The sequence below is a fragment of the Pantoea sp. EKM103V genome, assembly GCF_011800365.1.
GTDB classification, from domain to species: Bacteria; Pseudomonadota; Gammaproteobacteria; order Enterobacterales; family Enterobacteriaceae; genus Pantoea; species Pantoea anthophila.
Window position 1 is genome coordinate 218,692 of record NZ_JAALFQ010000003.1, and the last position, 24,723, is coordinate 243,414.

Here is a 24,723-nt window from a genome sequence, read left to right on the forward strand (position 1 = left end):
CGTGATAATTTCACTTTCCAGATTTTCGCCACTATTCATTAGCGGAATGAAAGCTTAGGGTAGGCGCAGCAAACGGCGACACGCCGTCAATCACGCTTCTGATCTTATTTGACGCGTTATTCGCGTCCTGTTCATCACGCCCTGTTACCTGCGGGTAACCGGTTCAGACCAGCGGAAACGGGCAGCTTCGGCTGACTCACTACCACGTTGTCAGAGTCAACTCTCGGGCTATCCGACGGTTTTGCTCTGCGTTTCTGATCTGTTATGAACTGAGGTGACCGATGTCAACACGCGATACGTTTCGTACCACCCGGCTCGACGCCATTTTCCAGGCGGCAGTCAGCGACTTTGCCGTCGCCGACAGCGCCGTGCCCGCTGTGCCGCCCGTGGCGACGCCGCGCCTGAACCTGCCCATAAACCCGCTGCCCGCCGAAACACCCCATACCCTGGCAACCGCCGACAGCGCCCGCACCGTCAGTGCGGTTGAGAGTGCGCCACCCGCAGCCCTGCGGCCCTACGAACCTGTCGCTGCCGATGGTGTGATCGCTGGCTGGGAAGCGCAAAAGCGGGTGCATCTGCGCGGCCGGGCTGAAGGCGAAGCGGGTTCGACCGTCACACTCACCTTCAACGACCAGAGCTGGTACAGCACCGTCAACAAGTGGGGCTACTGGAACGCCTCAATGCCGGCGGAGGCGCTGAAAGGGGTGCCGGATGGCAATCACACGCTGACGCTGACCCTGACCAATAAAGCAGGCCACAGCACCACGACTGAGGTGGGGTTTGGTCTCTATGCTGACCGCACCCTCAGTCCGACCCTGACCATCGACACGATCAGCGGTGACAATGCGGTGAATATCGCTGAAAGCATCTACGGCGTTGAGATCAGCGGCAGCGCAACCCACCTGCCGGTGGGGTCCGTGCTCAAATTAACCCTGGGCACGCAAACGACCACCGCGACCATGGGAAGGGATGGCAGGTGGTCTGGCACATTTTCTGAAAGCGATATGCAGGCGCTGCAGGATGGCGTCTACAGCCTGAAAGTGACCGCAACCGATCCCAACGGGAAAACCGCAACCGACTATCACGATCTGACGCTGATCACGCACCTGAGCAGCCTGCCACTTATTACGTTCGACAACGTGACGCCGGATGATGTGATCAATCTGGCGGAAACCCAGCAGGACCTGCTGCTCAGCGGCTCCCTCTCGACGGTTATGCCGGGTCATCGGCTGGTGATCACCGGTGCGAATCAGAAAGATTACGCTGCCACACTGGACGAAAGCGGGCACTGGCAGGTGGTGATCCCGGCTGCAGAGGTGAACGCTTTCATCAACGTGGGTGAGATCCGCGCCTGGTCGATCGACGGGGCCAGCAACTACACCGACGTCACGCATGTGCTGAATATCCACACCGGGTTTATTCCGGTTTACACCGAGATGAGTATCGGCGGTGACATGACGCTTAACTATCAGGAGGCGCAGCACGATCTGAGCTTCTACGTTGAGGGATGCAACACCGTTGAGATCAACGGCATAACTTACCAGCCCGATAGCGGGGGAATGGTGACGCTGACTTCTGCCGAGCTGATGGCGCTGGCGGATGGCCCGGTTGCCGCCACGTTTCATCGCTGGGATCAGTATGGCAACAGCGACAGCCAGACCCAGGATGCGCTCTTTACCGTCGCTGTGCATCAGCGGCCGACGCTGACGCTGGAGACCGCCTTTGGCGATAACGTCATTGATGCCGCCGATGTGAACAGCTGGCATCTGATTCAGGGCAGTTCCAGCCATCTGCAGCCGGGCAGCCTGGTGCAGCTGACGCTCGGAGACCAGCACTACAGCGCCAGTGTGAAGGCCGATGGCGGCTGGGCGCTGACCATTCTGGCCGGACAGCTGGCTCCGCTGGAGGAGGGTGACTACACGATGACGGTCAGCGGCCAGGACAGCGCCGGGAATCTGGCCACGGCCAGTCAGAGCGTGCGGGTGGCCTCGCATACGGAAAGCGCCGGCACATTGCCTGCGCAGACGGTGGATCGGCTGCTCGACAGTTTCAGCGTGACGGCGGAGCACGCGCCGGAGGCGCAGGTGTCGTCCGCGTCCGAAGGGGTGATCGTCTCTGGCATGCCTTATACCCTGGCCGATCACCTGTTACAGCATCCGGCAGCGCATCCCCTGGCCTGATGCGGAACATTAAGAAAGGCAGGGCCTTCCGGACAGGTCTGTTCAGTCTGTCTGGAGTGGCTCAGGCTGTTAAGATGGCGTTTTTTTATGCAATCGGCAGAAAGATGAAAGATTTCATCAGTTTTTAACAGGACTCGGTGCAGAATATGATCTAATAATGTTAAGGGTTATTCAGGCTCCGGCTTGTAAAACATAAATAAAATAACGCAATAAAACCTTTAAGTGCGCCGTAACGCCTTTTCTGTCTGCTTTGTTCACCAGGAAAAAAACCATGATCATAAGAACGCCTGTTGGTATGGATAATGAACAAAGCACGATTAACTTTTCTGATATGCGCCCTGAGTGGCGTGGCACTCCCGGCGGCCTGGGCCGCACCGTTACCGAAGGCGGAGTTTAACTGGCGCGCCGCGCCCAGCGAAGAGCAGATTGCCAGCTTAACGCTGCGCGACGCCATCCTCCGGGCCTTCGCCCGTAATCCAAAAATCTCGGAAGCCGCGGCACAAATCCATGTCGGTGAGGGCGATCTCGACGCCGCCCGCAGTGCCTGGTATCCGCAAATCTCACTGCAGGGCGCGGCGGGGCGTTCGCATCAGACCGACTCCGCAGGCAGCCTGAACAATAATGGCTCCGGCGGCATCACGCTCAGTCAGCTGCTCTACGACTTTGGTCGCACCGGCAGTGCCATCGACGAGCAGCATGCCCTGTCGGATGCCTATCGTTATGGCCTGTTCGACGCAATGACCACCGTGGCGGAAGATACGCTGCAGGCCTACCTCGAAGTCAAACGCTATCAGGCGCTGGCTGAAACGGCGCACACCAATATCGCCTCACTGCAGCGGGTGCGGGATATTGCCGGACTGCGCGCCGACGCCGGACTCAACTCCCGATCCGATGTGCTGCAGGCGGAAACCCGCATCGCCGCCATGCAGGCCACGCTGGAGCAGTATCGCGCCCAGCTGCGCTCTGCCACGGCCCAGCTGACCGTGCTGACCGGCGTGGTGCCCGCCACGCTGCCGGAACTGCCGCAGGCGCTGCTGAAACAGCAGATTACCCTCGACAAAATCGCCTATGAAAGCAGCGCTGCGGTTCGCAGCGCCCAGTCTAAGCAGGAAGCGGCCCGCGAACGGGTGCGTCAGGCGCAGTCGGGTCACTGGCCGACGATCAAAGTGCAGGCGGGCCGGACCCGTTATGAAAACGATCGCCAGTCGTACTGGGATGACGAAGTGCAGCTTCAGGTGGAAGCTCCCCTCTACCAGGGGGGCATGGTGAATGCGAAAACGGCCTCAGCCGAGGGCGATCGGGAGGCGGCGCAGGCGGCGGTGCAGCAGGCCAAACTCGCCATCAATCAGAACGCCTCAACGGCCTATGCGGATATGATCGGCGCGCAGCAGCGGCAGGCTGCCGGAGAAGTGCAGCTTGCCAGTGCCGATCATACCCGCGCCGTCTACGCCGACGAATATCGCCTCAGCAAGCGCAGCCTGAACGATCTCCTGAGTGTGGAGCAGGATGTGTTCCAGGCCGACAGTTCGCGGATCACCGCGCTTTATGATGGCTGGGATGCCACCGTTCGCTACGCCGCCGCAGTCGACAATCTGCTGGATATCATGGGTATCGATCGCCAGCAGAGCAGCGGCGATCTTCTTCCTTCGCTGCAATAGCGATAAGGCAATAATAATGAGTACAGCCACCCTGAACACTGAAAACTGGATTGCCGCCATGCTGCGCGTGGCCGCGCGATTCGGTAAACCGGCCGATGGCAAAACCCTGCGACAGCAGATGCGCTGGTTTGAACATCTGCCGGTGTCACAACAGCTGGAGCGGCTTTCCGGTCTGCTGGGACTGCATCTGACAATGGTGCCCCAGAATAAACTGCGCTGGCGTCAGGAGATCACCCCTGTGGTGCTGGTGCTGGAAAATGCCAGCGTGGCGGTGCTGGAGAGCATCGATAAAGAGGGCAGCGCGCGCTACTGGCTGAGTGAAGGCGGCGACGTGGTGCGGGAAAGCCCGTTATCTGAACTGCTGGCGCGTGCCCAGGGGGATGTGGGGGTCACGGGCGTCGCGGCGCGGGGCCGGGATGCGCGCATTGATGAGTTTATCCAGCCCTATGAGCCGCACTGGTTCTGGAAAAATTTTCGTGGCATGGGACGCCGCATCACGGAGATTTCGCTGGCCTCGGTGGTCAGCAATGTCCTGGCGCTGGCCGGCATCCTCTTTTCGATGCAGGTCTACGATCGGGTGATCCCGGCGCAGTCGCAGTCGACGCTCTGGGTGCTGTTTGTTGGCGTGCTGATTGCGGCGGCTATCGAGTATCTGATCCGGCTGATGCGCACCCAGGTGTCGGACCTGATGGGCAAACGGATCGACCTGAAAGTCTCCGCCATGCTGTTTGCCCGGGCGATGAGCATCCGCAATGAAGCGCGGCCAAAATCGACCGGCTCGTTTATCTCGCAGCTGCGTGAGATTGACCAGGTGCGCGAGCTGCTGACCTCCACCACCGTGGGGGCGGCTGCCGATCTCCCCTTTGTTATTCTCTTCCTGTTTATCATGTCGTTTGTCGGCGGCTGGCTGGTTCTGATTCCGCTGGCGGCCATTCCGCTGATCGTGATCCCCGGTCTGCTGGTGCAGATCCCGATGGCGCGGCTGGCGAAAGAGGGGCTGCGTGAGGGGGCGCTGCGCAATGCGGTGCTGGTGGAGACCATCGAAGGCATTGAGGATATCAAGGCTCTGCAGGCCGAGCCCTATTTTCAGCGCCAGTGGGAACAGACGCATGAAGTCAGCGCTTCAATCAGCAATCAGCAGCGCCTCTGGGGTGCGCGTCTGACCGGCTGGGCGGCGACCGTGCAGCAGCTCACCTACGCGGGCATGCTGGTCTTTGGCGTCTACCTGGTGCTCGATTCGCAAATCACCACCGGGACCCTGGTGGCCTGTAGTCTGCTCTCCTCACGGACCATCGCCCCGCTGATGCAGCTGACGATGGTCTTTTCACGCTGGCAGCACGCCAAAATGGCGATGAAAGGGCTGGATGAGCTGCTGAAGAAGCCGCTGGATCAACCGGAAGCCAGCACGCTGGCGCACTGTCCGACGCTGACCGGCCATTACGATCTGCGCAACGTGCACTACAGCTATGACGAAGAGAATGAAAAAACGGTGCTCAGCGTGCAGCAGCTGCAGATCAAGCCAGGCGAGAAGGTGGCGATCCTCGGCAAGGTGGGGGCCGGAAAGTCGACGCTGCTGAAGATCCTGGCGGGTCAGGCACTGGCAACCCAGGGCAAGGTGATCGTGGATGGCGTCGACATCGAACGCATCGATCCCGTCGACCTGCGCCGTCAGCTCGGCTGGCTGTCACACGACTCCCGCCTCTTCTTTGGCACGCTGCGGCAGAACCTGATGCTGGGCAATCCCCACGCCAGTGAGCAGGAGATGCTGCAGGCGCTGCGCATCAGCGGCGCGCTGTCGCTGGTGCAGCAGGATGCCGCCAGCCTGGATCGCATTATCAATGAGGGGGGACGCGGACTGTCGGGCGGACAGAGACAGATGGTGATGCTGAGCCGGATGATCCTGCGTCAGCCGCAGGTGGTGTTGCTGGATGAGCCCACCGCGGCGATGGATGAACAGCTGGAGGAGCAGGTGATCCGGCAGCTGCAGGGCTGGATCAGCGGGCGAACGCTGGTGCTGGTGACTCACCGTCCGGCGCTGCTGAAAATGGTCGATCGTATTGTCGTCATGGATAACGGCCGGATTGTGGCCGATGGCCCGCGCGACGACATTCTGCGCCGCGCGACGCCAACGGCGCCCGGTAAAGGAGGTGCCGCATGAGCCTGGTGATTGTTGATAAAGATCTTGCCCGCCATGAGCGCCGCACTTCGGCGATTATCTGGCTCTGCACCGCCGCGCTGGCCCTTTTTCTCATCTGGGCGCACTTCGCCATTCTGGATGAGGTCACGGTTGGCACCGGCAAAGTTACCCCCTCCAGCCGCGCACAGGTGATCGACAGCCTGGATGGGGGCATCGTCAAGCAGCTTAACGTCCATGAGGGTGACATCGTTGAGAAAGGGCAGGTGCTGGCAACGCTCGATCCTACGCGCTTTCAGTCGAACTTCGGCGAGGCGCAGGCGAAGGTGCGCACGCTGCGCGCCTCTGCCGAGCGGCTGGAGGCGGAGCTCTCCGGCACGCCGCTGACCTTCAGCGCAGAGACCCTTAAAGAGCCGCAGCTGGTGACGCGGGAACGCCAGCTCTATGAGTCGCGACGTCGCAACCTCACCGAAACGATCAGCAATCTGCAGCAGTCGCTGCGGCTGGTGCAGGATGAGCTGCGGCTGACGGAACCGCTGGTAGCCAAAGGCGCGGCCGGGCAGGTGGAGGTGATTCGTCTGCGCCGTCAGGTCAGCGATCTGCGCGGCAAAATCGATGAGGCGCGCAATGACTATCTGGTTCGTGCGCACGAAGAGCAGGTGAAAAACAATGCGGAACTGGATGCGCAACTGCAGGTGGCCGCTGGCAAAGAGGATCAGCTGACCCGCGCCACGCTCTACTCGCCGGTGCGCGGCATCGTCAAAGATATTCAGGTTACGACGGTGGGGGGCGTGCTGGAGCCGGGTGGCAAACTGATGGAGATCGTTCCGCTGGAGGATCAGCTGCTGATTGAAACGCGCATCAACCCGCGCGATATCGCCTGGATCCGGCCTGGCCTGGCAGCCATCGTCAAGGTGACGGCCTACGACTCCTCTATCTATGGCGACCTGCCGGGTGAAGTCGAGACGGTCTCACCGGACACCCTGCAGGATGAGGTAAAACGCGATCAATATTACTATCGGGTCTACGTGCGCACCCGGAAAGCGGAGCTGACCAACCGGGCCGGGCGAAAATTCCCGATTGTGCCCGGTATGGTGGCCAACGTGGAGATCAAAACCGGTCAGAAATCGGTGATGGATTATCTGATTAAGCCCCTGAATAAAGTCAAAGAATCGCTGCGGGAGCGCTGAGACTTTTCTGAAGCCACTCTAACCGCCTGCTTAATTACGGTGATAAATTAACATGGCGGTTATTTCAGCATTCAGGCGGGGAAAGGGGGCGAAATTTACCACTCTGTGCGGTAACCGCCGGATGTTAATTTAACCCACTTAAGAAAGTTTACGCAGATATAGCGAAACGGTAAATCGAAGGCAAAAAAAAGCCGGACAAATTGTCCGGCGGGAAATAATAAGTTGTACATCTCATTCGGGGAGAATGAAGGTAATAATGGAATAAATGATGATAGCGGGAACTATTCTATTCTCAGATGCGTCATAAGTTTTATCATTCAGTGCTTCGGAATGATCTGAAATAACTCATTGATAATCAATGAATCTGAATGGGTTTAGCGATTTGTGCGGCAATTTTTATCGATCTGTGCTGGTTATTAGTTCCCCGAAATTTACATTATGAAATAACTGTTTCGACTTGTGTAACACTTTTGGAAATTTAGTAGCATTTTCCAGGTGGATTATTACCCGTTATAAAAGAACAATGGCCTGCCGGCTGAATTTTAAACATTCAGTTAGCAGTGGCAAATTATAAAGGCACATAACAGAGGGTAATAAAATGAAACGTCGCGTTCTCTCCCTGGTGATCCCTGCATTACTGGCAGCAGCAGGATCAGCAAACGCAGCTGAAATTTATAACAAAGACGGCAACAAACTGGATCTGTTCGGTAAGGTTGACGGTCTGCACTACTTCTCTGACAACGACGGCTCTGACGGTGACAAGTCATACGTTCGTTTTGGCTTCAAAGGTGAAACGGAGATCAGCAACGAGCTGACCGGTTATGGTCAGTGGGAATATCAGGCTGCGCTGAACAACTCCGAGGATGAAGGCACCGCCGACAGCTATACCCGCGTGGGCTTTGCCGGACTGAAGTTCGGTGATGCCGGTTCATTCGACTACGGCCGTAACTACGGTGTCGCCTACGATATCGGCGCATGGACCGACGTGCTGCCAGAGTTCGGCGGGGATACCTATGGCGCTGATAACTTCATGTTCCAGCGCGGCAACGGCATGGCGACCTACCGTAACAATAACTTCTTTGGTCTGGTGGATGGCTGGAACTTTGCTGTTCAGTATCAGGGCAAAAATGATAACAACACCGAGTCGGCTGGTGGCCGCGACGTGCTGGGTGAGAATGGTGACGGCTGGGGTCTGAGCACCACCTATGATCTGGGCTCAGGTTTCGGTATCGGTGCAGCCGCATTCCAGTCCGATCGCACGAACCGCCAGAATGGCGGATCAGAGGGTATCCTGGGACGGGGTGATAAGGCGGAAGTTTACACCGGTGGTCTGAAATATGATGCCAACAACGTCTACCTGGCTGCCATGTACTCACGCTCTTACAACGCCACCCGCTTCGGCGACAGCAGTGACAGCTCTTCAGCCTACGGTTATGCCGATAAAGCGGACAACTGGGAACTGGTTGCCCAGTATCAGTTCGACTTTGGCCTGCGTCCTTCTCTGGCCTACGTGACCTCACGCGGCACCGACGTGCAGAACTGGGGCAAACAGAACCTGAAAAAATATGTTGATGTCGGTGCGACGTACTACTTCAACAAAAACATGTCCACCTATGTTGATTACCAGATCAACCTGCTGGACGACAACGACTTCACCGACGCAGCCGGTATCAATACCGACGACGTGGTGGCACTGGGTCTGGTTTACCAGTTCTGAGTCAACAGGGAGCGCAGTTACCGCTGCGCTCCTGCGTGACCCTGTGGGCTGACCGCGTCAGCCTTGCGCCATTTTGCCGGTTCCGCCACCGTGGTTTCTGGCGATACCACGCTGCCAAATCGCGCACCTTCAAAGGCTACACCTGCCAGGGTGAAAGCTGAAAAGCTCAGCCAGTGCTGCCAGGCTGCCTGCCATCCGGAATTTTTCATTCTGCACCTCTCATCAGAGATAAACACTGTTTCAACAGTGCAGAATTCATGCCAGCTTAACCGCTCTCACAGCCACAGACTTTACGCCTGCTTTGATACACTTGCTGCGCCCGACGGGAGCAGATTGCCCCACGCCGGTGCAGTGCAGCCTGTTAATGGCGCGGCCGGGAAGGGAGCATGTGACGATGACGACGCTGATGCAGAACTTTATAGGTGCTGAAAACAAACAGCCCCAAGGCAATGGCGAGAATCAGATAGATCATCTGCTGCTCCTTTATTAAATGAATGTCGATCGCCTGATTAAAGGCGGGCAGAGGGTAGATGACGGGTCAAGTTTGAGGGGCTTAACAGAGAGATTCAACTCTCTTTAAGCGTCTTTACCCGAAGTTTATGCTTTGTAGCAGGTAGGAATAAAGTGTTACAAGTGAGGAAGGATGCGTTATCAGACTAATCTGCTGCTTACAGCAGTGCTGGCACTGTCATTAGTGGCCTGCGATAAACCTGCGGCTGAACCGGCGCTGGTGCTGGAAGGGAAAACGATGGGAACCGTCTGGCGGGTGAGCCTGGCGGGTGTCGATCAGGCGCGCAAGGCGGAACTGCAGCAGCGTATTCAGCAGCGGCTGGATGCTGACGATGCGGAACTCTCGACGTGGAAGCCGGACTCCGCGCTGTCACGCTTTAACCAAAGCCGCGATCTCACACCGCAGCCGGTGAGTGAAAACATGGCAGACATTGTCACCACCGCACTGCGGATTGGCCGTAAAACCGGTGGCGCGATGGATATCACCGTCGGCCCGCTGGTCAATCTGTGGGGCTTCGGCCCGACGAAACAGCCCGTCCACACGCCCGATGCTGCACAGATCGCGGCCGCCCGGGCGGAGACCGGTCTGCAGCATCTGCGGGTGGTGCAGGGCGCCGGGGGGCAGTGGCTGCAGAAAGATCTGCCGGGGCTCTATGTTGACCTCTCAACCGTCGGCGAGGGCTTTGCGACCGATCATCTGGCGCGACTGATGGAGCAGCTCGGCATCAACAACTATCTGGTGTCGGTGGGCGGCGCGGTGCTGAGCCGCGGGCTGAATGCGCAGCAGCAGCCCTGGCGGGTGGCGATCCAGAAACCTACCGACCGCGAGAATGCCGTTCAGGCGCGCGTTGATCTGCAGGGCCACGGCATCAGCACCTCCGGCAGCTATCGCAACTATTATGAACTGGACGGCAAACGGATTTCTCATGTCATCGATCCCGTTACCGGACGGCCTATTGAGCATAAGCTGGTTTCCGCCACGGTGATTGCCACTACGGCGCTGGAAGCGGATGGCTGGGATACCGGCCTGATGGTACTCGGCACGGAGAAAGCCAAAGCGCTGGCACTCGAACAGCATCTGGCGGTCTATCTGATCAGCAAACAGGGCGATAAATTTGTCAGCTGGATGTCGCCGCAGTTTGCTGCTTTCCTGATCCCCGCTGAAACGACCGGAGAACCCTGATGTTAGATCTCTTTAGTGAAGAGCAACCCTGGCAGGAGCCGCTGGCAGAAGGCGCCGTGATCCTGCGCCGCCGCGCGCGTGAGGATGCAGAAACGCTGTATCAGCAGGTGATGGCGATTGCAGAACAGAATCCGTTTGCCCATCGCATTACGCCCGGCGGGCACCGCATGTCGGTCGCGATGACCAACTGCGGCGACTTTGGCTGGTCGGTGGATTCGCGCGGCTATCAGTATGAGCAGCAGGACAATCTTAATGGCCGCCGCTGGCCCCCGATGCCGCCCCTGTTTCGCACCCTGGCGCAACAGGCCGCCCTTGAAGCGGGCTTTCCCGGCTTCAATCCGGATGCCTGTTTACTTAATCGCTATGAACCGGGCGCAAAGCTGACGCTGCATCAGGACAAAGATGAAAAAGATATGCGCCAGCCCATTGTCTCCGTGTCGCTGGGGCTACCGGCCGTGTTTCAGTTTGGCGGCTTTGAGCGGGGCGACGCTACTCAGCGGGTGCTGCTGGAACATGGCGACATTGTGGTGTGGGGCGGGCCGTCACGCCTGCGTTATCACGGTATCCTGCCGCTCAAGCCCGGCGTGCATCCGCTGGTGGGCGCCTGGCGTTATAACCTCACATTCCGCCGCGCCTTCTGAGCCCTCCGGCTCGGGGCGGCGTGGTGAGAATAACTATTGCTATCATTCCGCATCCCATTACACTGCAGGCTGTTTTTTGACTGCTGGATTGCCTGCATGACGTTGCTACACGTTGTTTTTCGCCAGTTCCGCTGGCCTTTCATTGGGGTGATTGCCCTGACGCTGTTAAGCGCAGTGCTGGGCATCGGGATGATCGCCTTCATCAACCGCGAAATGATTGTCGCCATTAACACCTCTTTTGCGGTGCTGCCGCAGTTCCTGTTGCAGCTGGTGGTGCTGATGGCGGTCACGCTCGCCTCGCAGCTGGCGCTGACAACGCTCGGCCATCAGTTTGTCTGGCGGCTGCGCGGTGAATTTATCAAACGTATTCTCGACACCCGGGTCGAGCGCATTGAGCAACTCGGCAGTGCCCAGCTGCTGGCCGGGCTGACCAGCGATGTGCGCGCCATTACGCTGGCCTTTGTGCGCCTGCCTGAGCTGTTTCAGGGCGTCATCATTACTCTCGGTTCGGCGATCTATCTCGCCTGGCTCTCTCCCGAGATGTTAGTGGTGACCAGTCTCTGGATGGCCGTCACGCTGGTGGGCGGCTGGCTGCTGGTCTCGCGGGTCTATCAGCATATGGCGAAGCTGCGGGACATCGAAGATAGCCTCTATCGCGACTACCAGACGGTGATAGAGGGGCGTAAAGAGCTGCAGCTTAACCGGTCGCGCGCTCAGCAGGTCTACGACACGGTTTATCAGGAAGATGCCCGCGCCTGGCGTCATCATATTGTCCGGGCCGACACCTATCATCTCAGTGCGGTTAACTGGTCGAACATCATGACCTTAGGCGCTATCGGCATCGTCTTTTTTATGGCCAACAGCCTGGGCTGGGCTGACACGGCCGTCGCCGCGACCTTCTCCCTGACGCTGCTGTTTCTGCGCACGCCGCTGCTCTCGGCGGTCGGCGCGCTGCCTACGCTGCTCAGCGCGCAGGTGGCGTTCCGTAAACTTAACGCTTTCGATCTCGCTCCTTATCAGGCCGGCTTCCACGCGCCAGCCGCCACCGCGGCGTGGCAGACGCTGGAGTTACGTGATGTCTCCTTCCACTACGGCGACAACGGCTTTAAGGTCGGGCCGATCAATCTGACGCTGCGCCGGGGAGAGCTGGTCTTTCTGATTGGCGGTAACGGCAGCGGGAAATCGACGCTGGCGATGCTGCTGACCGGGCTTTATCAGCCGCAGTCCGGCACGCTGCTGCTGGATGGCCAGCCGATCACGGCAGATGAACTCGATCGCTGGCGCAGTCAGTTCTCGGCGGTCTTTACCGATCTGCACCTGTTTGATCGGCTCATCGGGCGGGAAGGGGTTCCGGCCAATCCGGCGCTGGTTCAGCAGTGGCTGGAGAGGCTTAAGATGCAGGATAAGCTGAAACTTGCCGGTAATAAGGTGCTGAACCTCCGGCTGTCCAAAGGACAGAGCAAGCGCCTGGCACTGCTGCTGGCGGTGGCAGAAGAGCGGGATGTGCTGCTGCTGGATGAGTGGGCGGCCGATCAGGACCCCCATTTCCGTCGCATCTTCTATCGTGAGCTGCTGCCGTGGCTGCAGGAGGCGGGCAAAACGGTATTTGCCATCAGCCATGACGATCACTATTTCATTCACGCTGACCGGCTGCTGGAGATGCGTGAAGGGCAGTTAACGGAGCTGACCGGTAATGAGCGCGACCTCGCCACGCTCGACTCGGTAAAACGCACCGACACCGGCCTTTAGCGGCAGATGGCAAAACTTAGCAAAAAAGCGTATTGGCAGGCCGCACCTGAAAGCGGTTACTGTAGCGGACAGCAGAAACAGCGGTTTCTGCGATCCTGAAACTTCTTCTTTCGTCTGTGTTTACCCCCGGCTAAGCTGCGTTGTTTAGCCGGTTTTTTAAACCGGATGCACCACCTGCGTTATCACCAGATTCTCCCGCCACAAAAATGTCGCCTGTAATAATGTGCCCGCCGGAAATCGCTCGCTGAAGTACTGAGTCAGCCGCAGCGTGGCGCGCTGTCGGGCACAATCCACCGACATTAGCGCCGCCTGAAGAAAGTCCATCGGCTGATGCAGTTGGGGCCAGAGTGCCTTGTAAACACTCTCTTTCAGGGAGAACAGCAGGGTCGCGGCGGCACTGAAGCTGACCGGCAGCGACCGCAGCAGTTGCTGCTCCTGCGCATTCATCAGCAGCCCGGCCATGTCGTTTGCCGTTGTCTCCGGCATGATCTGTTCAACATCGACCCCGACGGTGCAGGACTGACGCGTTGCCGCGACGACCACAACGCCCGCACTGTGTGACAGCGACGCCTGAATACCCGCTGGCCAGCAGGGAGAGCGATCGGGGGCATTGTTCAGGATAAAGTCAGGGATGCCCAGCTCTGCCATGACCGACCTCACCAGCATCCGGCTGGCCAGATATTCGGCACGACGTTTGCGGACAGCCTGTTGCAGGCGGGCAGGCAGCGTGATGCCCCAGGCAGCAGCCAGTGCCTCATCGTAAGCGTGCGGATTAAAGTGACTCACCGCCAGCAGTGGATCGCTGTGGCTCAGGTGCGAGGAGAGAATAAAGCCGCCTGCAACAGGCGGCAGCGGCAGGTCGGGATAGCGCATGCGGAACCATAATGGATGCCAAAACGGCATTAAATCAGGTGCATGCAAACAGGGCAAGCAGCCTGCCGGGATCAGTCGTTGGGCGGGATGGCAAAACTCTTCAGAGAAACAACAAAATGGTGATGACCTTTGCTGATACGCGCGCCGCGGTCGCACCAGTGGCTTGCCAGGCGAAAGAAATCGTCACTGCCGATGTCATACGCCAGTTCCACTTTGCTGATGCCTGAGTGCAATAACGTTTCTGCATCTTTCAGGCTCTTTGCTTTAATCGCCATACACATTATCCGTCAGTTTCAGGGGAATTCAGGGTAAGGCGTTTCTGTGACATTTTTGTTTCAGTTTGATGAAAAAGCGTAGCGGGAGGTAATTTCTGTGAGGCGGATCCACCTCTCTTGCAATCCATAACTGGCTGATTGCAGAGATAATGTTAATGGCTGGCAGGATTAATCTGAATATACGCACAGGGACTACGCTGACAGAGAAAGGCCGCGTCACGCGCGGCCCTGGTGGGTTACTTCTGGTCTGGCGGGGAAGGTTGCTTATCGCCTGACTCAGGTGCTTCTGTTGGATCGTCTTTTTCAATAAAAGTCATAAACTCTCCTCTTGTTACCCACAGGCTGTTAAGTATAGATCGGATTGGCGGGGACGCGAGGAAAGGGGGATTTGATCAAGTCGGCGGCATGACGACGTAAACGCAGGCCGCCCACTGTTGCTCTGCGCTTAAACCACATTGAATCTGATCAGGATTGCAATAAACGCTAACAGAAAGCAGCAAAAGAAACCGGCTAAAAATGTGTAATAAAGGGGTTTCAGGCTGTCGATCCTTTCCTGGTTTTTACGCTCACTGGCGAAGTCATAATTCTGGCTTTTCTGCTCTAAAAAGAAAATCTTCTTTTTATCTTTCAGTCGGATGAAAAACCAGGTCATTAGTGGTGAACCCAGATATCCCATATTACACTGAAAAAGATAAGGTGCAGGAAGTGTACGTCCTTTTTGGAAGTCTGAAATAAGACGTTGATATTGCGATCTGTTGACCAGATATAAAATAAAACTTATCACCAGGCAACAAAAGGGAAGGATGATTAAAACCATCATGGCCGATTTCATTTTTATATTCCCCTTTAGCCCCTGTCAGATTGATGTGCGACATAACATAACTTTCTGACTATCTTATCGCTTTTACGGATTCAGTGCACATCCATAAGCCCATGAATTGGTTTTTTCGACTCTTCTGTTATGTAACATAGAAGTTATCGCTGTGCTTCATAATCAGTTACGCTGAAAAAAAATAAGCATTTTTTTAAAAAAAAAGGGGCTATTAAAATTCTGTTTCTCTTTGAGTTTAGCGTCAGTCTTCTTTGGTCATAAAGGTGATGCACTATATACAGCAAACCTTTATGGATTAACGTTAATTAAACGTGTCATCTCTTTTTTTACAGTTCCAGCTATGACAAGTGACCTGCTTTAATTTATTAAAAAAGAGTGGAGGGAGGGGACTGCAAAGAGCTAATCTACTACTCTCTTAACGTTATCAGAGGATGAATCATGGAAGTTATCCCTGGCGACTTACAGTCAAGGCTAAAACGGGTTATCTCTAAAGCGGCTGCGCTTTTACCGGCTGATATTGGTCAGCAGCTTCTTGCAATGACCACACCTGCAGCTTTAGCCACTATGGCGGGGGTGATTGTAATCTGGGCTGGCGCACATTTTTTTGGAATCGGTGAAATCGCTGATTTAGTGCTGCTCATCGTCGGGTGGGTTGCTGCAGGCGGTGTGGCATTAGAAGCAGCAAAGAAATTGTTTGATTTTGCCACTAAAACCAACGGAGCACGCAGCGAACAGGAACTCGACGCGGCAGCCGCGGATCTGGCAGATGCGATTACCCTGTTAGGTGTGAATACTGTCCTTGCGCTTCTGATGAAGAAAAAACCAGGTGATACATTTAAAACGCCTTTCAGGGGAGTAAAAATGCCGGTTTACAGTAGCGATATAGGAAGAAAAATGAATCTGCCTCGTAATGGAGGCTGGCGGTATACCCCTAAGATTAAAATTACGAAGTATCGCGATGTCCTCCAGGGAGAGACCAAACCCTGGGGAGATATAGAAGTTGGGCGCAATTATTATCCTGGCGCAATGTCAAAGGAAGACGCCTATTTGCAGATGCTTTCTACTCTTTATCATGAGCAGGTCCATATGGCGATTGCGCCTAAGTTTTACCTGCTACGAGAACTTAGAGTGTTTATGAGGCAAAGTGCTTACAATAAATCCTGCATACTGCGCTACCTGGAAGAAGCACTTGCTGAAACTATTGGGCTTCTGAGAGCGAGAGGGATGAGAAGAGAGTACATCATTGAGGGTTTTAAATTTCCTCTGGGGAACACTTACGAAATTACCTATACGATGTTGCGGCATGAAGCGGCAGGTTTCCTCTTAGGCCCGGTTGTTGTGGGAGGATTAATGTATAACGTCTGGTATGGAGCTCAGAAATGCTAACGGAAAATCAGGCGATTGAAATAGCGAAAGAATATGCGCTGGAAACAGGCTCCGGATGGGATGAGCGTTTTCATGAGGTTGAAAACGCTTTTTTAGACGGTCAATCTGTCTGCGTTGTTTCCACCTCAGACTTAACATTTTCTGAAGAACTTCCCTGGATGATGGAAAATATGCCTAATCCAGTGAGATATTACATAGATATGTCCCGCGGTAAGTGTATTGCAGTGGGAGGCAGAGGAGGTGTAATCGTTCGCTTAGATGAGTAAGAATGTGGCGGATGATTCAGAGAGGGGGTTACCGATTGCACATGCATAGTAAGGCCCATAAAGAAAAAGGGCCAATCTTTCGATTAGCCCTTTTTCTTTTGAAGGAGTTTGGTCGGCACGAGAGGATTTGAACCTCCGACCCCGGACACCCCATGACCGTGCGCTACCAGGCTGCGCTACGTGCCGAACACTGCAGGATTAGTCTACTGGTTATCGGCATGAATGCAAGATACCAGCTGACTATTTGCCTGATAATTAATCAGTTAGCGATAAATCGCTTCTCCTCAGTTAATACCTGCAACAGCAACGTCAGTTCCGGCTTGTGATCTTTCAGCGCATTGCCCGCGGCATCATAAGCGCGATAGCTGCCGTTGTTGTTGAGCACCAGCGTCACCTGCGGCGTAGTGATCACCAGCTTGTTCTCTTCGCTGCTGGCCACCCAGTCATGGCGACGACGTGCGGCAAACAGATCTTCACCCTGCGAATAGTTCACCGGATTGGTTCGCACATGCAGCAGGCGCTGCATCAGCGTCGTCATCACATCCTGATGATCGGAGAGACGATCAACGGTCTGCGCGGGCGTATCAGGCCAGTGAATCACTAATGGCACCTGCAATGTCTGGCGATTGCCTGCGCTGTCAGGGTTACCCTCCAGCGCCAGACCGCGCTGCGCGGTGATCACCACCACTGTGTTCTTCAGCAAATCACGCGCCTGCAGGCTGCTCAGAACGGCATGAATCTGCTGATCGACGGCGGGTGCCTGACGCAGATAACTGCGCTGACGGGCTTTGGCACTGTCGCCGGTGACGTCAGGGCCGTTCAGCGCAATCCAGGAGAACCAGGGTGCCTGGGAACCTGTCTGTTTCTCCAGCCAGTTCTGCCATTGCGCGACGGTGCTGGCGTTCGGCTGGCTGGTCATCGCCGGCAGTGAATAGTCGGTCAGCAGCGCCTGTCGGTAGAGCGGCGGATTAAAGCCCTCAGAGGAGAACAGGCCAAACTGATAACCCTGCGTGCTCAGCGCGCCCAGCAGGGCAGACGGCGTACGGGATGCCAGAATACCGTTCATGTAGCTGGAGGAGATGCCGTAGAAGAGGCCAAACAACCCTTTCTCCGGGGTATCTCCGGCGCTGTAGTGCTGCGTGAAACGCACGTTTTCGCTGGCAAACTGGTTGAGTTGCGGCAGCGCACTGGCCATCGTGGCGTTATTCAGGCCATCTACGGTCAGCACCAGCAGGTTATTGCGTGTACCGCCATCGCGGAAGGTAATGTCGCTCAGCGGATATTCCACCGCCAGCGCTTCCGGGTCGCCCTGCTGAACCAGGCGACGCTGATACTCCTGCGCATCCAGCAGACCGTGACGCTCCAGGAAACGGCGGGCGGTCATCGGATAGGAGAGCGGCAGGTTAGCGCGCTGCATGGTTATCGGACGATAGAAGTTGGCATCAGCCCAGATATACATCAGGTGGCTGGCAAAGAAGGCGCTGATAAACAGGGCCGCGAGCGGCTTACCAAATGAACGGCGATTCAGGCTGCGCAGTTTCTGCCAGCTCCAGGTCGCAAACAGCATCTCGACCAGGAAAATCAGCGGCACGCTGATAAACATCAGCTGCCAGTCGCGCGCCATCTCGCTCTGATCGGGGTTAATCACCAGCTCCCAAACCACCGGGTTCAGGTGAAGGTGGAAGCGGCTGAACACCGCGCTGTCGACCATGACCAGCGTCAGACCTGCGGTGGCGACCACCGCGGACACTACCCGCATCAGCCGTTGCGACATCACTACAAACGTCAGCGGGAAGATGATCAGCAGATAGGCGGCAAAAACGATAAAACTGAAGTGGCCAACCCAGCTGGTATAGGCGTAGATACGCCCCGCCAGTGAAGAAGGCCAGTCGGCGACCAACAGGTAGCGACTGCCTAAAATCAGCGCGAATAAGATATTAAACAGAGCAAACCAGTGCCCCCAGCTAATCATCTGGGAGACTTTTTCGCGGTAGCGCTGCCGGTTGGTTACCATATTATAAAATTAAATCAGCCAATTAGTGAGCGTTGTCGTCACGCACTGACGCCTGCAGGGCATCGGCGAAAGATCGGGCCAGAGAGCGACGCTGCGCCGGGGCAACATCGCTGTTAATCAGGTTAGTCACCATATTGCCCAGGACCATCAGGGAGAGGTCGGTGGGGGCCTTATCCTTCTGCAGGATTTGGGCCATTTCCGCGAGGAGTTGTTCCACGCGTTCGTCGCTGTAACGGGATGATTGTGGCATAGGGTCGTCTGAGCTCATTTCAAAAGGCGATATAGTACCGGAACAGCGTACTTTTTTCCGCAATTTTATCGAAAGTACCGCGTCCGCTTTACGTATGGAGTTGAAAGCCGATGCCGGCGGTGTTTGAATACGCGCCTGAGCTAAAAGGAGAGTCTACCATGAGTCTGGATATCGACCAGATTGCCCTGCACCAGTTAATCAAACGCGATGAAAACCAGCTTGAGCTGGCGCTGCGCGATTCGCTGCTGCCTGCCACCAACACGGTCAACGCGATGGTGGAGGAGTTACACCGGGTTTACAGCGCAAAAAGCAAAGCCTACGGCCTGTTTAATGCAGAGAGTGAACTGGCAGAAGCGCTGCGTAATTGTCGTAAGGGCAACGATGATTTTCTCGCCTTTAGCCGTGCCGCCACCGGCCGTCTGCGTGACGAACTGGCGAAATATCCGTTCGCCGAAAGCGGCGTGGTGCTGTTTATTCACTACCGCTATCTGGCCGTAGACTATCTGCTGATCGCCGTGCTGAACAGCCAGTCGAGCATGCGCGTCAACGAGCAGATGGATATCAGCAGCACCCACTATCTCGACATCAATCATGCGGATATCGTCGCGCGCATCGATTTAACCGAATGGGAAACCAACCCGGAATCGACCCGCTATCTGACCTTCCTGCGCGGCCGCGTCGGACGTAAAGTGGCTGACTTCTTCATGGACTTCCTCGGTGCCGAAGTGGGATTAGACACCAAGGCGCAGAACCGGGGACTGTTGCAGGCGGTGGATGACTACTGCAACGAATCCGGGCTGGATAAGCAGGAGCGGCAGAATTATCGCCAGCAGGTCTACAGCTACTGCAATGAGCAGCTGCAGGCGGGCGAAGAGATTGCGCTGGAAGATCTGTCAGGCGAACTGCCACCGGTGGGTGAAAAAACCTTTCAGGCCTTTACCCAGGAGCAGGGCTACGAACTTGAGGAGAGCTTCCCGGCAGATCGCAGCACGCTGCGCCAGCTGACGAAGTTTGCCGGCAGCGGCGGGGGACTGACCCTGAACTTCGACGCCATGTTACTGGGCGAGCGTATTTTCTGGGACCCGGCAACGGACACCCTGACCATCAAAGGCACGCCACCCAATCTGCGTGACCAGCTACAGCGCCGCACCAGCAGCAAATAAAAAAGCCGGGCTCAGCCCGGCTTTTTTGACGCTGCGCGGCAATAACCTTTGGCAGCGACAGACAAAATAAAAGGGCCGGTTTCGCAACCGGCCCTTCTACGTTCAACAAGGCTCGCGATTACGCGCGAACGAAGTCGATGTGAAACAGTTTTGGCTTGAACGGGTGACGCTGAACAGCCTGAACTTTCACTTTGGTTTCTTTACCGTCAACAACCAGGGTCAGCACTTCTTCGTAGAAACCTGGTTTTGCCTGCAGGTTCATTACGGAGTCGTGATCCAGGTCGATGGCAACAGCCGCTTCAGAACCACCATAGATGATGGCCGGGAAACGGTTTGCTGTACGCAGGCGGCGGCTCGCACCCTTACCCTGCTCTTTACGTTCTACTGCATTGATAGTGAACATTAATACGTCTCTTTATTTAATTCCTGCTACAGGCGACCCAGTAACAGGCAGGTTATTCAATTCCGCTGATGCACATGCAAAAGCGGGCGGCAGTATAGCGGTTATCCCTGCCGGGAGCAAACGATATAGCCGCCTGCCAGCGGTGCATCCGCGTCAGCGCAGCTCATTCGCGCGGCGGTAGCGGCCCTGATAATCAAACATCTTTTCACGGATCTGCCAGAACTGGCCTTTGGCCCTGGCCACCACAAAATCGGGATGGCGCAACAGCGGCTGCAGCGCCAGCACGTCGGCGGCGGTCTGCCAGCCAAGCGGTACGCCGGGTGCGCGCTGATGCGGGCGCATAAAGAGCTGCTCAAACGCTTTCCGCTGCGCGGGCGTCTGTAGCCGGAAACGTTCGCTGACGCTGGTGCCATCCTCGTCATGGTAGGTCGCTTTGAGCCACTCACCTTTGGCATCCGAACCCTGTTCCAGCGTCATGCCGGCACAGCGCAGCACCAGTGCATCCTTGAGTTTCAGTGCCGCTTTGAGCATATCGTCGGGATCGACCAGCACTTTATCGCACTGGTGACAGCGCCGGGCGGCGATATCATTTTCCGCGCCGCAGTCGGGACAGCTCTTAAAGCGGAAGCGATAGTCGCACTGTTCGCGTTCTCCCTCATCATCTTCCAGCACCCCCTGGCAGCGCCGGCCAAAATGTTCGATGACCATGCCATCTTCGGTCGCCTTGCCCCAGAAGGTATTGGCAAAGCCGCAGGCGGGGCAGAAAACCTGCACCGGCTGATTGTCGCTGGCCCCTTTCGGCGCGCCGACTTCCGGCGTGAAGAGGTCGTGGGGATTACCGGCATAATCGAGGATCAGGCAGTCGCGCTTACCGGGCGAGAGCCGCAGGCCGCGGCCGACGATTTGCTGATAGAGGCTGACCGACTCGGTCGGGCGCAGTATCGCAATCAGGTCTACGTGCGGCGCATCAAAGCCGGTGGTCAGTACCGCTACGTTCACCAGGAATTTCAGCTGCTGCGCTTTAAACGCCAGGATCAGGGCATCACGCTCGCGGGCGGGCGTTTCGGCGGAGACCAGCGCGCTGTTTTCGGGCAGCAGCTGCAGGATTTCACGCGCATGATCCACGGTGGAAGCGAAGATCATCACCCCCAGCCGATCCTCAGCGAACTCCACAATCTGACGAATGATATGGGGCGTTACGCGCTGCTGCTGTTTCAGTTCGCGATTCAGATCGGCTTCGCTGAACAGGCCGTTCGACTGCGCCGTCAGGCGGCTGAAGTCATACTGTACCACCGGCATATCCAGCCGCTCCGGCGGCACCAGGAACTGATGCTTGATCATGTAACGCAGCGGCAGTTCATAGATGCAGTCGCGGAACAGTGATTTCTCGTCGCCCCGCACCATGCCGTGATAATGAAACTGATAGATCCAGCCTTTGCCCAGCCGGAACGGCGTGGCGGTCAGGCCGAGTAAACGGAGCTGAGGATTGTGCTGGCGCAGATGACTGAAGATCTGCTGATACTGGCTCTCTTTGTCATCGCCGATGCGATGGCACTCGTCGACAATCACCAGTGAAAAGGCGCTGTCGAACTGTTTGAGGTTACGCGCGATGGACTGCACGCTGCCAAATACCACTTTGCGCTGACTCTCTTTGCGCTGCAGTCCGGCGGCAAAGATGTCCGCCTCCAGCCCGTACGCTTCATATTTGCTGTGGTTCTGTGCCACCAGCTCTTTGACGTGCGCCAGCACCAGCACCCGGCCACGCGCCAGCCGTGCCAGCTCGGCGATCACCAGGCTCTTCCCGGCACCGGTGGGCAGTACGATCACTGCAGGTTCCTGATGACGACGGAAATGCGCAACGGTGGCATTAACCGCATCCTGCTGATAGGGGCGTAAGGTAAAAGACATGGCGCTCACTTTTGCAAAACTGGCGGCAATTATGCCATGAAAGTCCGGTAAACGCGCTGTCAGGCGGACGCAGATCACGTTATACTTCCCGCACATTTTCAACGGTTAACCAGGCCGTTTCAGATTCCCTCCGCAGTAACAGGCAAAACGAATTCATGCGACTCGACAAATTCATCTCTCAGCAACTGGAAATCAGCCGCGCCATCGCTCATCGCGAAATCCGTGGCCAGCGTGTCACCGTGAACGGGGAGATCGTGCGCGATACCGCGTTTAAACTGCTGCCCGACCACGAAGTCGCCTATGACGGCAACGTGCTGCAGATGCTCACCGGTCCACGCTACTTTATGCTGAACAAACCACAGGGTTACGTCTGCTCAACCGACGATCCCGATCATCCCACCATCCTCTATTTCCTCGAAGAGCCGATGTCTTTCAAACTGCACGCAGCAGGGCGTCTCGATATTGACACGACCGGACTGGTGCTGATGACGGATGATGGTCAGTGGTCACACCGGATTACCTCGCCGCGTCATCACTGCGAGAAAACCTATCGCGTCACACTGGAATCGCCGGTCAGTGACGATACGGCCGCACAGTTTACGGCGGGCGTACAGCTGCACAATGAGAAGAGCCTGACTAAACCGGCACAGCTGGAGGTGATCACGCCGACCGAAGTGCTGCTGACCCTGAGCGAAGGGCGTTATCACCAGGTGAAACGGATGTTTGCGGCGGTCGGCAATCGGGTGGTTGAGCTGCATCGTGAGCGCATTGGCGACATCGTGCTGGATGCCGATCTGGAACCGGGCGAATACCGGCCGCTGACGGCAGAAGAGATCGCCAGTATTGGTCTGCCAAAAGAGTTACAGGCTAAATAAGCGGACGGGCTGCCAGCAGCCCGTGCCAGTCCCACAGGGCAGGAGAAGGTGTGCGTAAGGAAAAGAATTCGCCAACAGGTCTGGTCGTCATTCTCGGTCTGTTAGCCATGCTGATGCCGTTGTCGATCGACATGTATCTGCCTGCCATGCCGCAGATTGCGCGTGAGTTTGGCGTGTCGGCGGGTAGCGTGCAGATGTCGCTGAATCTCTACATTCTGGGGTTCGCGATCGGGCAGCTCATCTATGGGCCGCTGGCGGACAGCTACGGCCGCAAGCCGGTGATTGCGCTTGGCACGCTGATCTTTGCCTGCGCCGCTGCGGCCTGTGCGTTGTCACAAAGCATTGATCAGCTGATTACCATGCGCTTTCTGCATGGGCTGTCGGCTGCGGCCGCCAGCGTGGTGATCAACGCCCTGATGCGCGACAGTTACTCGAAAGAGGACTTTTCGCGCATGATGTCCTTCGTGATGCTGATCACCACCATTGCGCCGCTGCTGGCGCCGATTATCGGCGGCTGGCTGCTGGTGCTCTGGAGCTGGCACGCCATCTTCTGGGCGCTGTCGGGCGCGGCATTAGTCACCACCCTGCTGGTGACTACGCAGATCCGCGAAACCCTGAAGCCGGAGCAGCGCCAGCGGTTCCATCTGCGCACCACACTGGGTAATTTCGTCACGCTGTTTCGTCACAAACGGGCCTTCAGTTATATGCTGGCGAGCGGCTTCTCCTTTGCCGGACTCTTCACCTTTCTTAACGCCGGTCCCTTTGTTTATATCGAACTCAATCACGTTTCGCCGCAAAACTTCGGCTACTACTTTGGCCTTAACGTGGTGTTTCTCTTCGTGCTGACCCTGATTAACAGCAGGGCCGTGCGCCGCTTTGGCCCGGTCGCGATGTTCCGGCTGGGGTTGCTGATCCAGTTCTCTATGGGGATCTGGCTGCTGCTGGTCAGCGCCTTTGACCTGGGCTTTTTGCCGCTGGTGCTGGGTGTCGCACTGTTTATCGGCTGTGTGTCGATCGTCTCATCCAATGCGATGGCGGTGATCCTCGATGCGTTCCCGCATATGGCGGGCACGGCCTCCTCTCTGGCGGGCACCCTGCGTTTTGGCGTCGGGGCTTTTGTGGGGGCGCTACTGTCGCTGATGAGTTTCAACAGCGCCTGGCCGATGGTGGGCACCATCGCGCTGTGCGCGACGATTTCCCTGCTGCTCTTTTTCTACGCGTCACGTCCCCATCCTGCGTCCCGCTAGCCGGGCGCAGGAGTTTTTCCCCGTTACCGCTGGCTCTGTTAGCGGCCTTTCTGGTTATGTTTCTTTATTGTGAAAATCTTTAGATAAAAAAGTAATCATATTGCGTCTAAAATGATTGTTAACGGCGTGTGAACGCGGTACATATAGCCAGAAGTGCGATGCGAGTCGCAAAAAATGCGCGCGGGCAGACGATTAACACTCGTCCGGACTCAGCGGTTGTCGGTCAGCTTTCAGCGTCGGTTGCTGTGTGTTGCGACATAAACTCATTC

At 56.6% G+C, this 24,723-nt stretch carries 22 protein-coding genes and 1 tRNA gene; 13 read left to right on the forward strand and 10 right to left on the reverse strand.

Translation table 11 applies throughout. From position 1 onward, the window contains the following. The first annotated feature begins 281 nt into the window (after positions 1-281). From HFD97_RS09960 to ompC, 5 genes are all read left to right on the forward strand, one after another. Entirely contained in the window at positions 282-2,180 is a 1,899-nt protein-coding gene (locus HFD97_RS09960) for an Ig-like domain-containing protein (protein ID WP_167431409.1), read from the forward strand. Between the two features lie 302 nt (positions 2,181-2,482). Beyond that, positions 2,483-3,838, forward strand: coding sequence for a TolC family outer membrane protein (locus HFD97_RS09965; RefSeq protein WP_009089078.1), 1,356 nt, complete (start codon positions 2,483-2,485; stop codon positions 3,836-3,838). Positions 3,839-3,854: 16 nt separating this feature from the next. Continuing rightward, the gene (locus HFD97_RS09970) at positions 3,855-5,996 is read left to right on the forward strand and encodes a type I secretion system permease/ATPase (RefSeq protein WP_009089080.1); all 2,142 of its coding nucleotides are present in this window, start codon (positions 3,855-3,857) and stop codon (positions 5,994-5,996) included. Beyond that, the gene (locus tag HFD97_RS09975; protein ID WP_046102252.1) at positions 5,993-7,162 is read left to right on the forward strand and encodes an HlyD family efflux transporter periplasmic adaptor subunit; all 1,170 of its coding nucleotides are present in this window, start codon (positions 5,993-5,995) and stop codon (positions 7,160-7,162) included. Before HFD97_RS09970 ends, HFD97_RS09975 begins: the two co-directional genes overlap by 4 nt. Before the next feature lie 598 nt (positions 7,163-7,760). Then, complete coding sequence (gene ompC / locus HFD97_RS09980) at positions 7,761-8,879, forward strand: porin OmpC (protein ID WP_058957776.1); 1,119 nt, start codon at positions 7,761-7,763, stop codon at positions 8,877-8,879. A 17-nt stretch (positions 8,880-8,896) separates the two neighbouring features. On the opposite strand, the gene HFD97_RS09985 is transcribed toward ompC, so the two are convergent. After that, positions 8,897-9,088, reverse strand: coding sequence for a hypothetical protein (locus tag HFD97_RS09985; RefSeq protein WP_009089085.1), 192 nt, complete (start codon positions 9,086-9,088; stop codon positions 8,897-8,899). Positions 9,089-9,240: 152 nt separating this feature from the next. Next, the gene (locus HFD97_RS22180; protein ID WP_009089087.1) at positions 9,241-9,351 is read right to left on the reverse strand and encodes a hypothetical protein; all 111 of its coding nucleotides are present in this window, start codon (positions 9,349-9,351) and stop codon (positions 9,241-9,243) included. A 171-nt stretch (positions 9,352-9,522) separates the two neighbouring features. On the opposite strand from HFD97_RS22180, the gene apbE reads away from it, so the two are divergent. The 3 genes from apbE to HFD97_RS10000 all read left to right on the forward strand — a co-directional run bounded on the left by apbE (position 9,523) and on the right by HFD97_RS10000 (position 12,962). Then, positions 9,523-10,572, forward strand: a complete 1,050-nt coding sequence (gene apbE / locus HFD97_RS09990; RefSeq protein ID WP_009089088.1) for an FAD:protein FMN transferase ApbE — start codon at positions 9,523-9,525, stop codon at positions 10,570-10,572. After that, positions 10,572-11,213, forward strand: a complete 642-nt coding sequence (alkB, locus tag HFD97_RS09995; protein ID WP_009089090.1) for a DNA oxidative demethylase AlkB — start codon at positions 10,572-10,574, stop codon at positions 11,211-11,213. Before apbE ends, alkB begins: the two co-directional genes overlap by 1 nt. A gap of 96 nt (positions 11,214-11,309) precedes the next feature. Further along, positions 11,310-12,962, forward strand: a complete 1,653-nt coding sequence (locus HFD97_RS10000; protein ID WP_167431410.1) for a multidrug ABC transporter permease/ATP-binding protein — start codon at positions 11,310-11,312, stop codon at positions 12,960-12,962. A gap of 156 nt (positions 12,963-13,118) precedes the next feature. Here HFD97_RS10000 and HFD97_RS10005 read toward each other — a convergent pair whose 3' ends face one another. The 3 genes from HFD97_RS10005 to HFD97_RS10015 form a co-directional block, all read right to left on the reverse strand. Continuing rightward, positions 13,119-13,835: a 4'-phosphopantetheinyl transferase gene (locus HFD97_RS10005; RefSeq protein ID WP_167431411.1), complete on the reverse strand. Its 717-nt coding sequence runs from the start codon at positions 13,833-13,835 to the stop codon at positions 13,119-13,121. Between the two features lie 71 nt (positions 13,836-13,906). Next, entirely contained in the window at positions 13,907-14,110 is a 204-nt protein-coding gene (locus HFD97_RS10010) for a hypothetical protein (RefSeq protein ID WP_009089095.1), read from the reverse strand. Positions 14,111-14,555: 445 nt separating this feature from the next. Then, entirely contained in the window at positions 14,556-14,942 is a 387-nt protein-coding gene (locus tag HFD97_RS10015; protein ID WP_153009213.1) for a hypothetical protein, read from the reverse strand. Between the two features lie 438 nt (positions 14,943-15,380). On the opposite strand from HFD97_RS10015, the gene HFD97_RS10020 reads away from it, so the two are divergent. Then, positions 15,381-16,328: a hypothetical protein gene (locus HFD97_RS10020; protein WP_167431412.1), complete on the forward strand. Its 948-nt coding sequence runs from the start codon at positions 15,381-15,383 to the stop codon at positions 16,326-16,328. Continuing rightward, on the forward strand, positions 16,322-16,594 hold the full coding sequence (locus tag HFD97_RS10025) for a hypothetical protein (RefSeq protein WP_058957771.1): 273 nt from the start codon (positions 16,322-16,324) through the stop codon (positions 16,592-16,594). Before HFD97_RS10020 ends, HFD97_RS10025 begins: the two co-directional genes overlap by 7 nt. 109 nt (positions 16,595-16,703) lie before the next feature. Here HFD97_RS10025 and HFD97_RS10030 read toward each other — a convergent pair. The 3 genes from HFD97_RS10030 to HFD97_RS10040 all read right to left on the reverse strand — a co-directional run bounded on the left by HFD97_RS10030 (position 16,704) and on the right by HFD97_RS10040 (position 18,858). Continuing rightward, positions 16,704-16,780, reverse strand: a tRNA-Pro gene (locus HFD97_RS10030). A gap of 73 nt (positions 16,781-16,853) precedes the next feature. Beyond that, entirely contained in the window at positions 16,854-18,608 is a 1,755-nt protein-coding gene (yejM, locus tag HFD97_RS10035; protein WP_058956728.1) for an LPS biosynthesis-modulating metalloenzyme YejM, read from the reverse strand. Positions 18,609-18,630: 22 nt separating this feature from the next. Further along, entirely contained in the window at positions 18,631-18,858 is a 228-nt protein-coding gene (locus tag HFD97_RS10040; RefSeq protein ID WP_009089108.1) for a YejL family protein, read from the reverse strand. Positions 18,859-19,016: 158 nt separating this feature from the next. Here HFD97_RS10040 and yejK point away from each other — a divergent pair, with 158 nt between their 5' ends. Beyond that, positions 19,017-20,021, forward strand: a complete 1,005-nt coding sequence (yejK, locus tag HFD97_RS10045; protein WP_009089109.1) for a nucleoid-associated protein YejK — start codon at positions 19,017-19,019, stop codon at positions 20,019-20,021. Between the two features lie 118 nt (positions 20,022-20,139). Here yejK and rplY read toward each other — a convergent pair whose 3' ends face one another. Beyond that, positions 20,140-20,424: a 50S ribosomal protein L25 gene (rplY, locus tag HFD97_RS10050; RefSeq protein ID WP_009089112.1), complete on the reverse strand. Its 285-nt coding sequence runs from the start codon at positions 20,422-20,424 to the stop codon at positions 20,140-20,142. 153 nt (positions 20,425-20,577) lie between these two features. Continuing rightward, complete coding sequence (locus tag HFD97_RS10055; protein WP_167431413.1) at positions 20,578-22,332, reverse strand: DEAD/DEAH box helicase; 1,755 nt, start codon at positions 22,330-22,332, stop codon at positions 20,578-20,580. Between the two features lie 155 nt (positions 22,333-22,487). Between HFD97_RS10055 and rsuA the strand changes: the two genes are divergently transcribed. Both rsuA and HFD97_RS10065 read left to right on the forward strand, forming a co-directional pair. Beyond that, complete coding sequence (gene rsuA, locus HFD97_RS10060; protein WP_009089116.1) at positions 22,488-23,207, forward strand: 16S rRNA pseudouridine(516) synthase RsuA; 720 nt, start codon at positions 22,488-22,490, stop codon at positions 23,205-23,207. A 50-nt stretch (positions 23,208-23,257) separates the two neighbouring features. Then, complete coding sequence (locus HFD97_RS10065) at positions 23,258-24,454, forward strand: Bcr/CflA family multidrug efflux MFS transporter (protein ID WP_046102245.1); 1,197 nt, start codon at positions 23,258-23,260, stop codon at positions 24,452-24,454. The last annotated feature ends 269 nt before the right edge of the window (positions 24,455-24,723 follow it).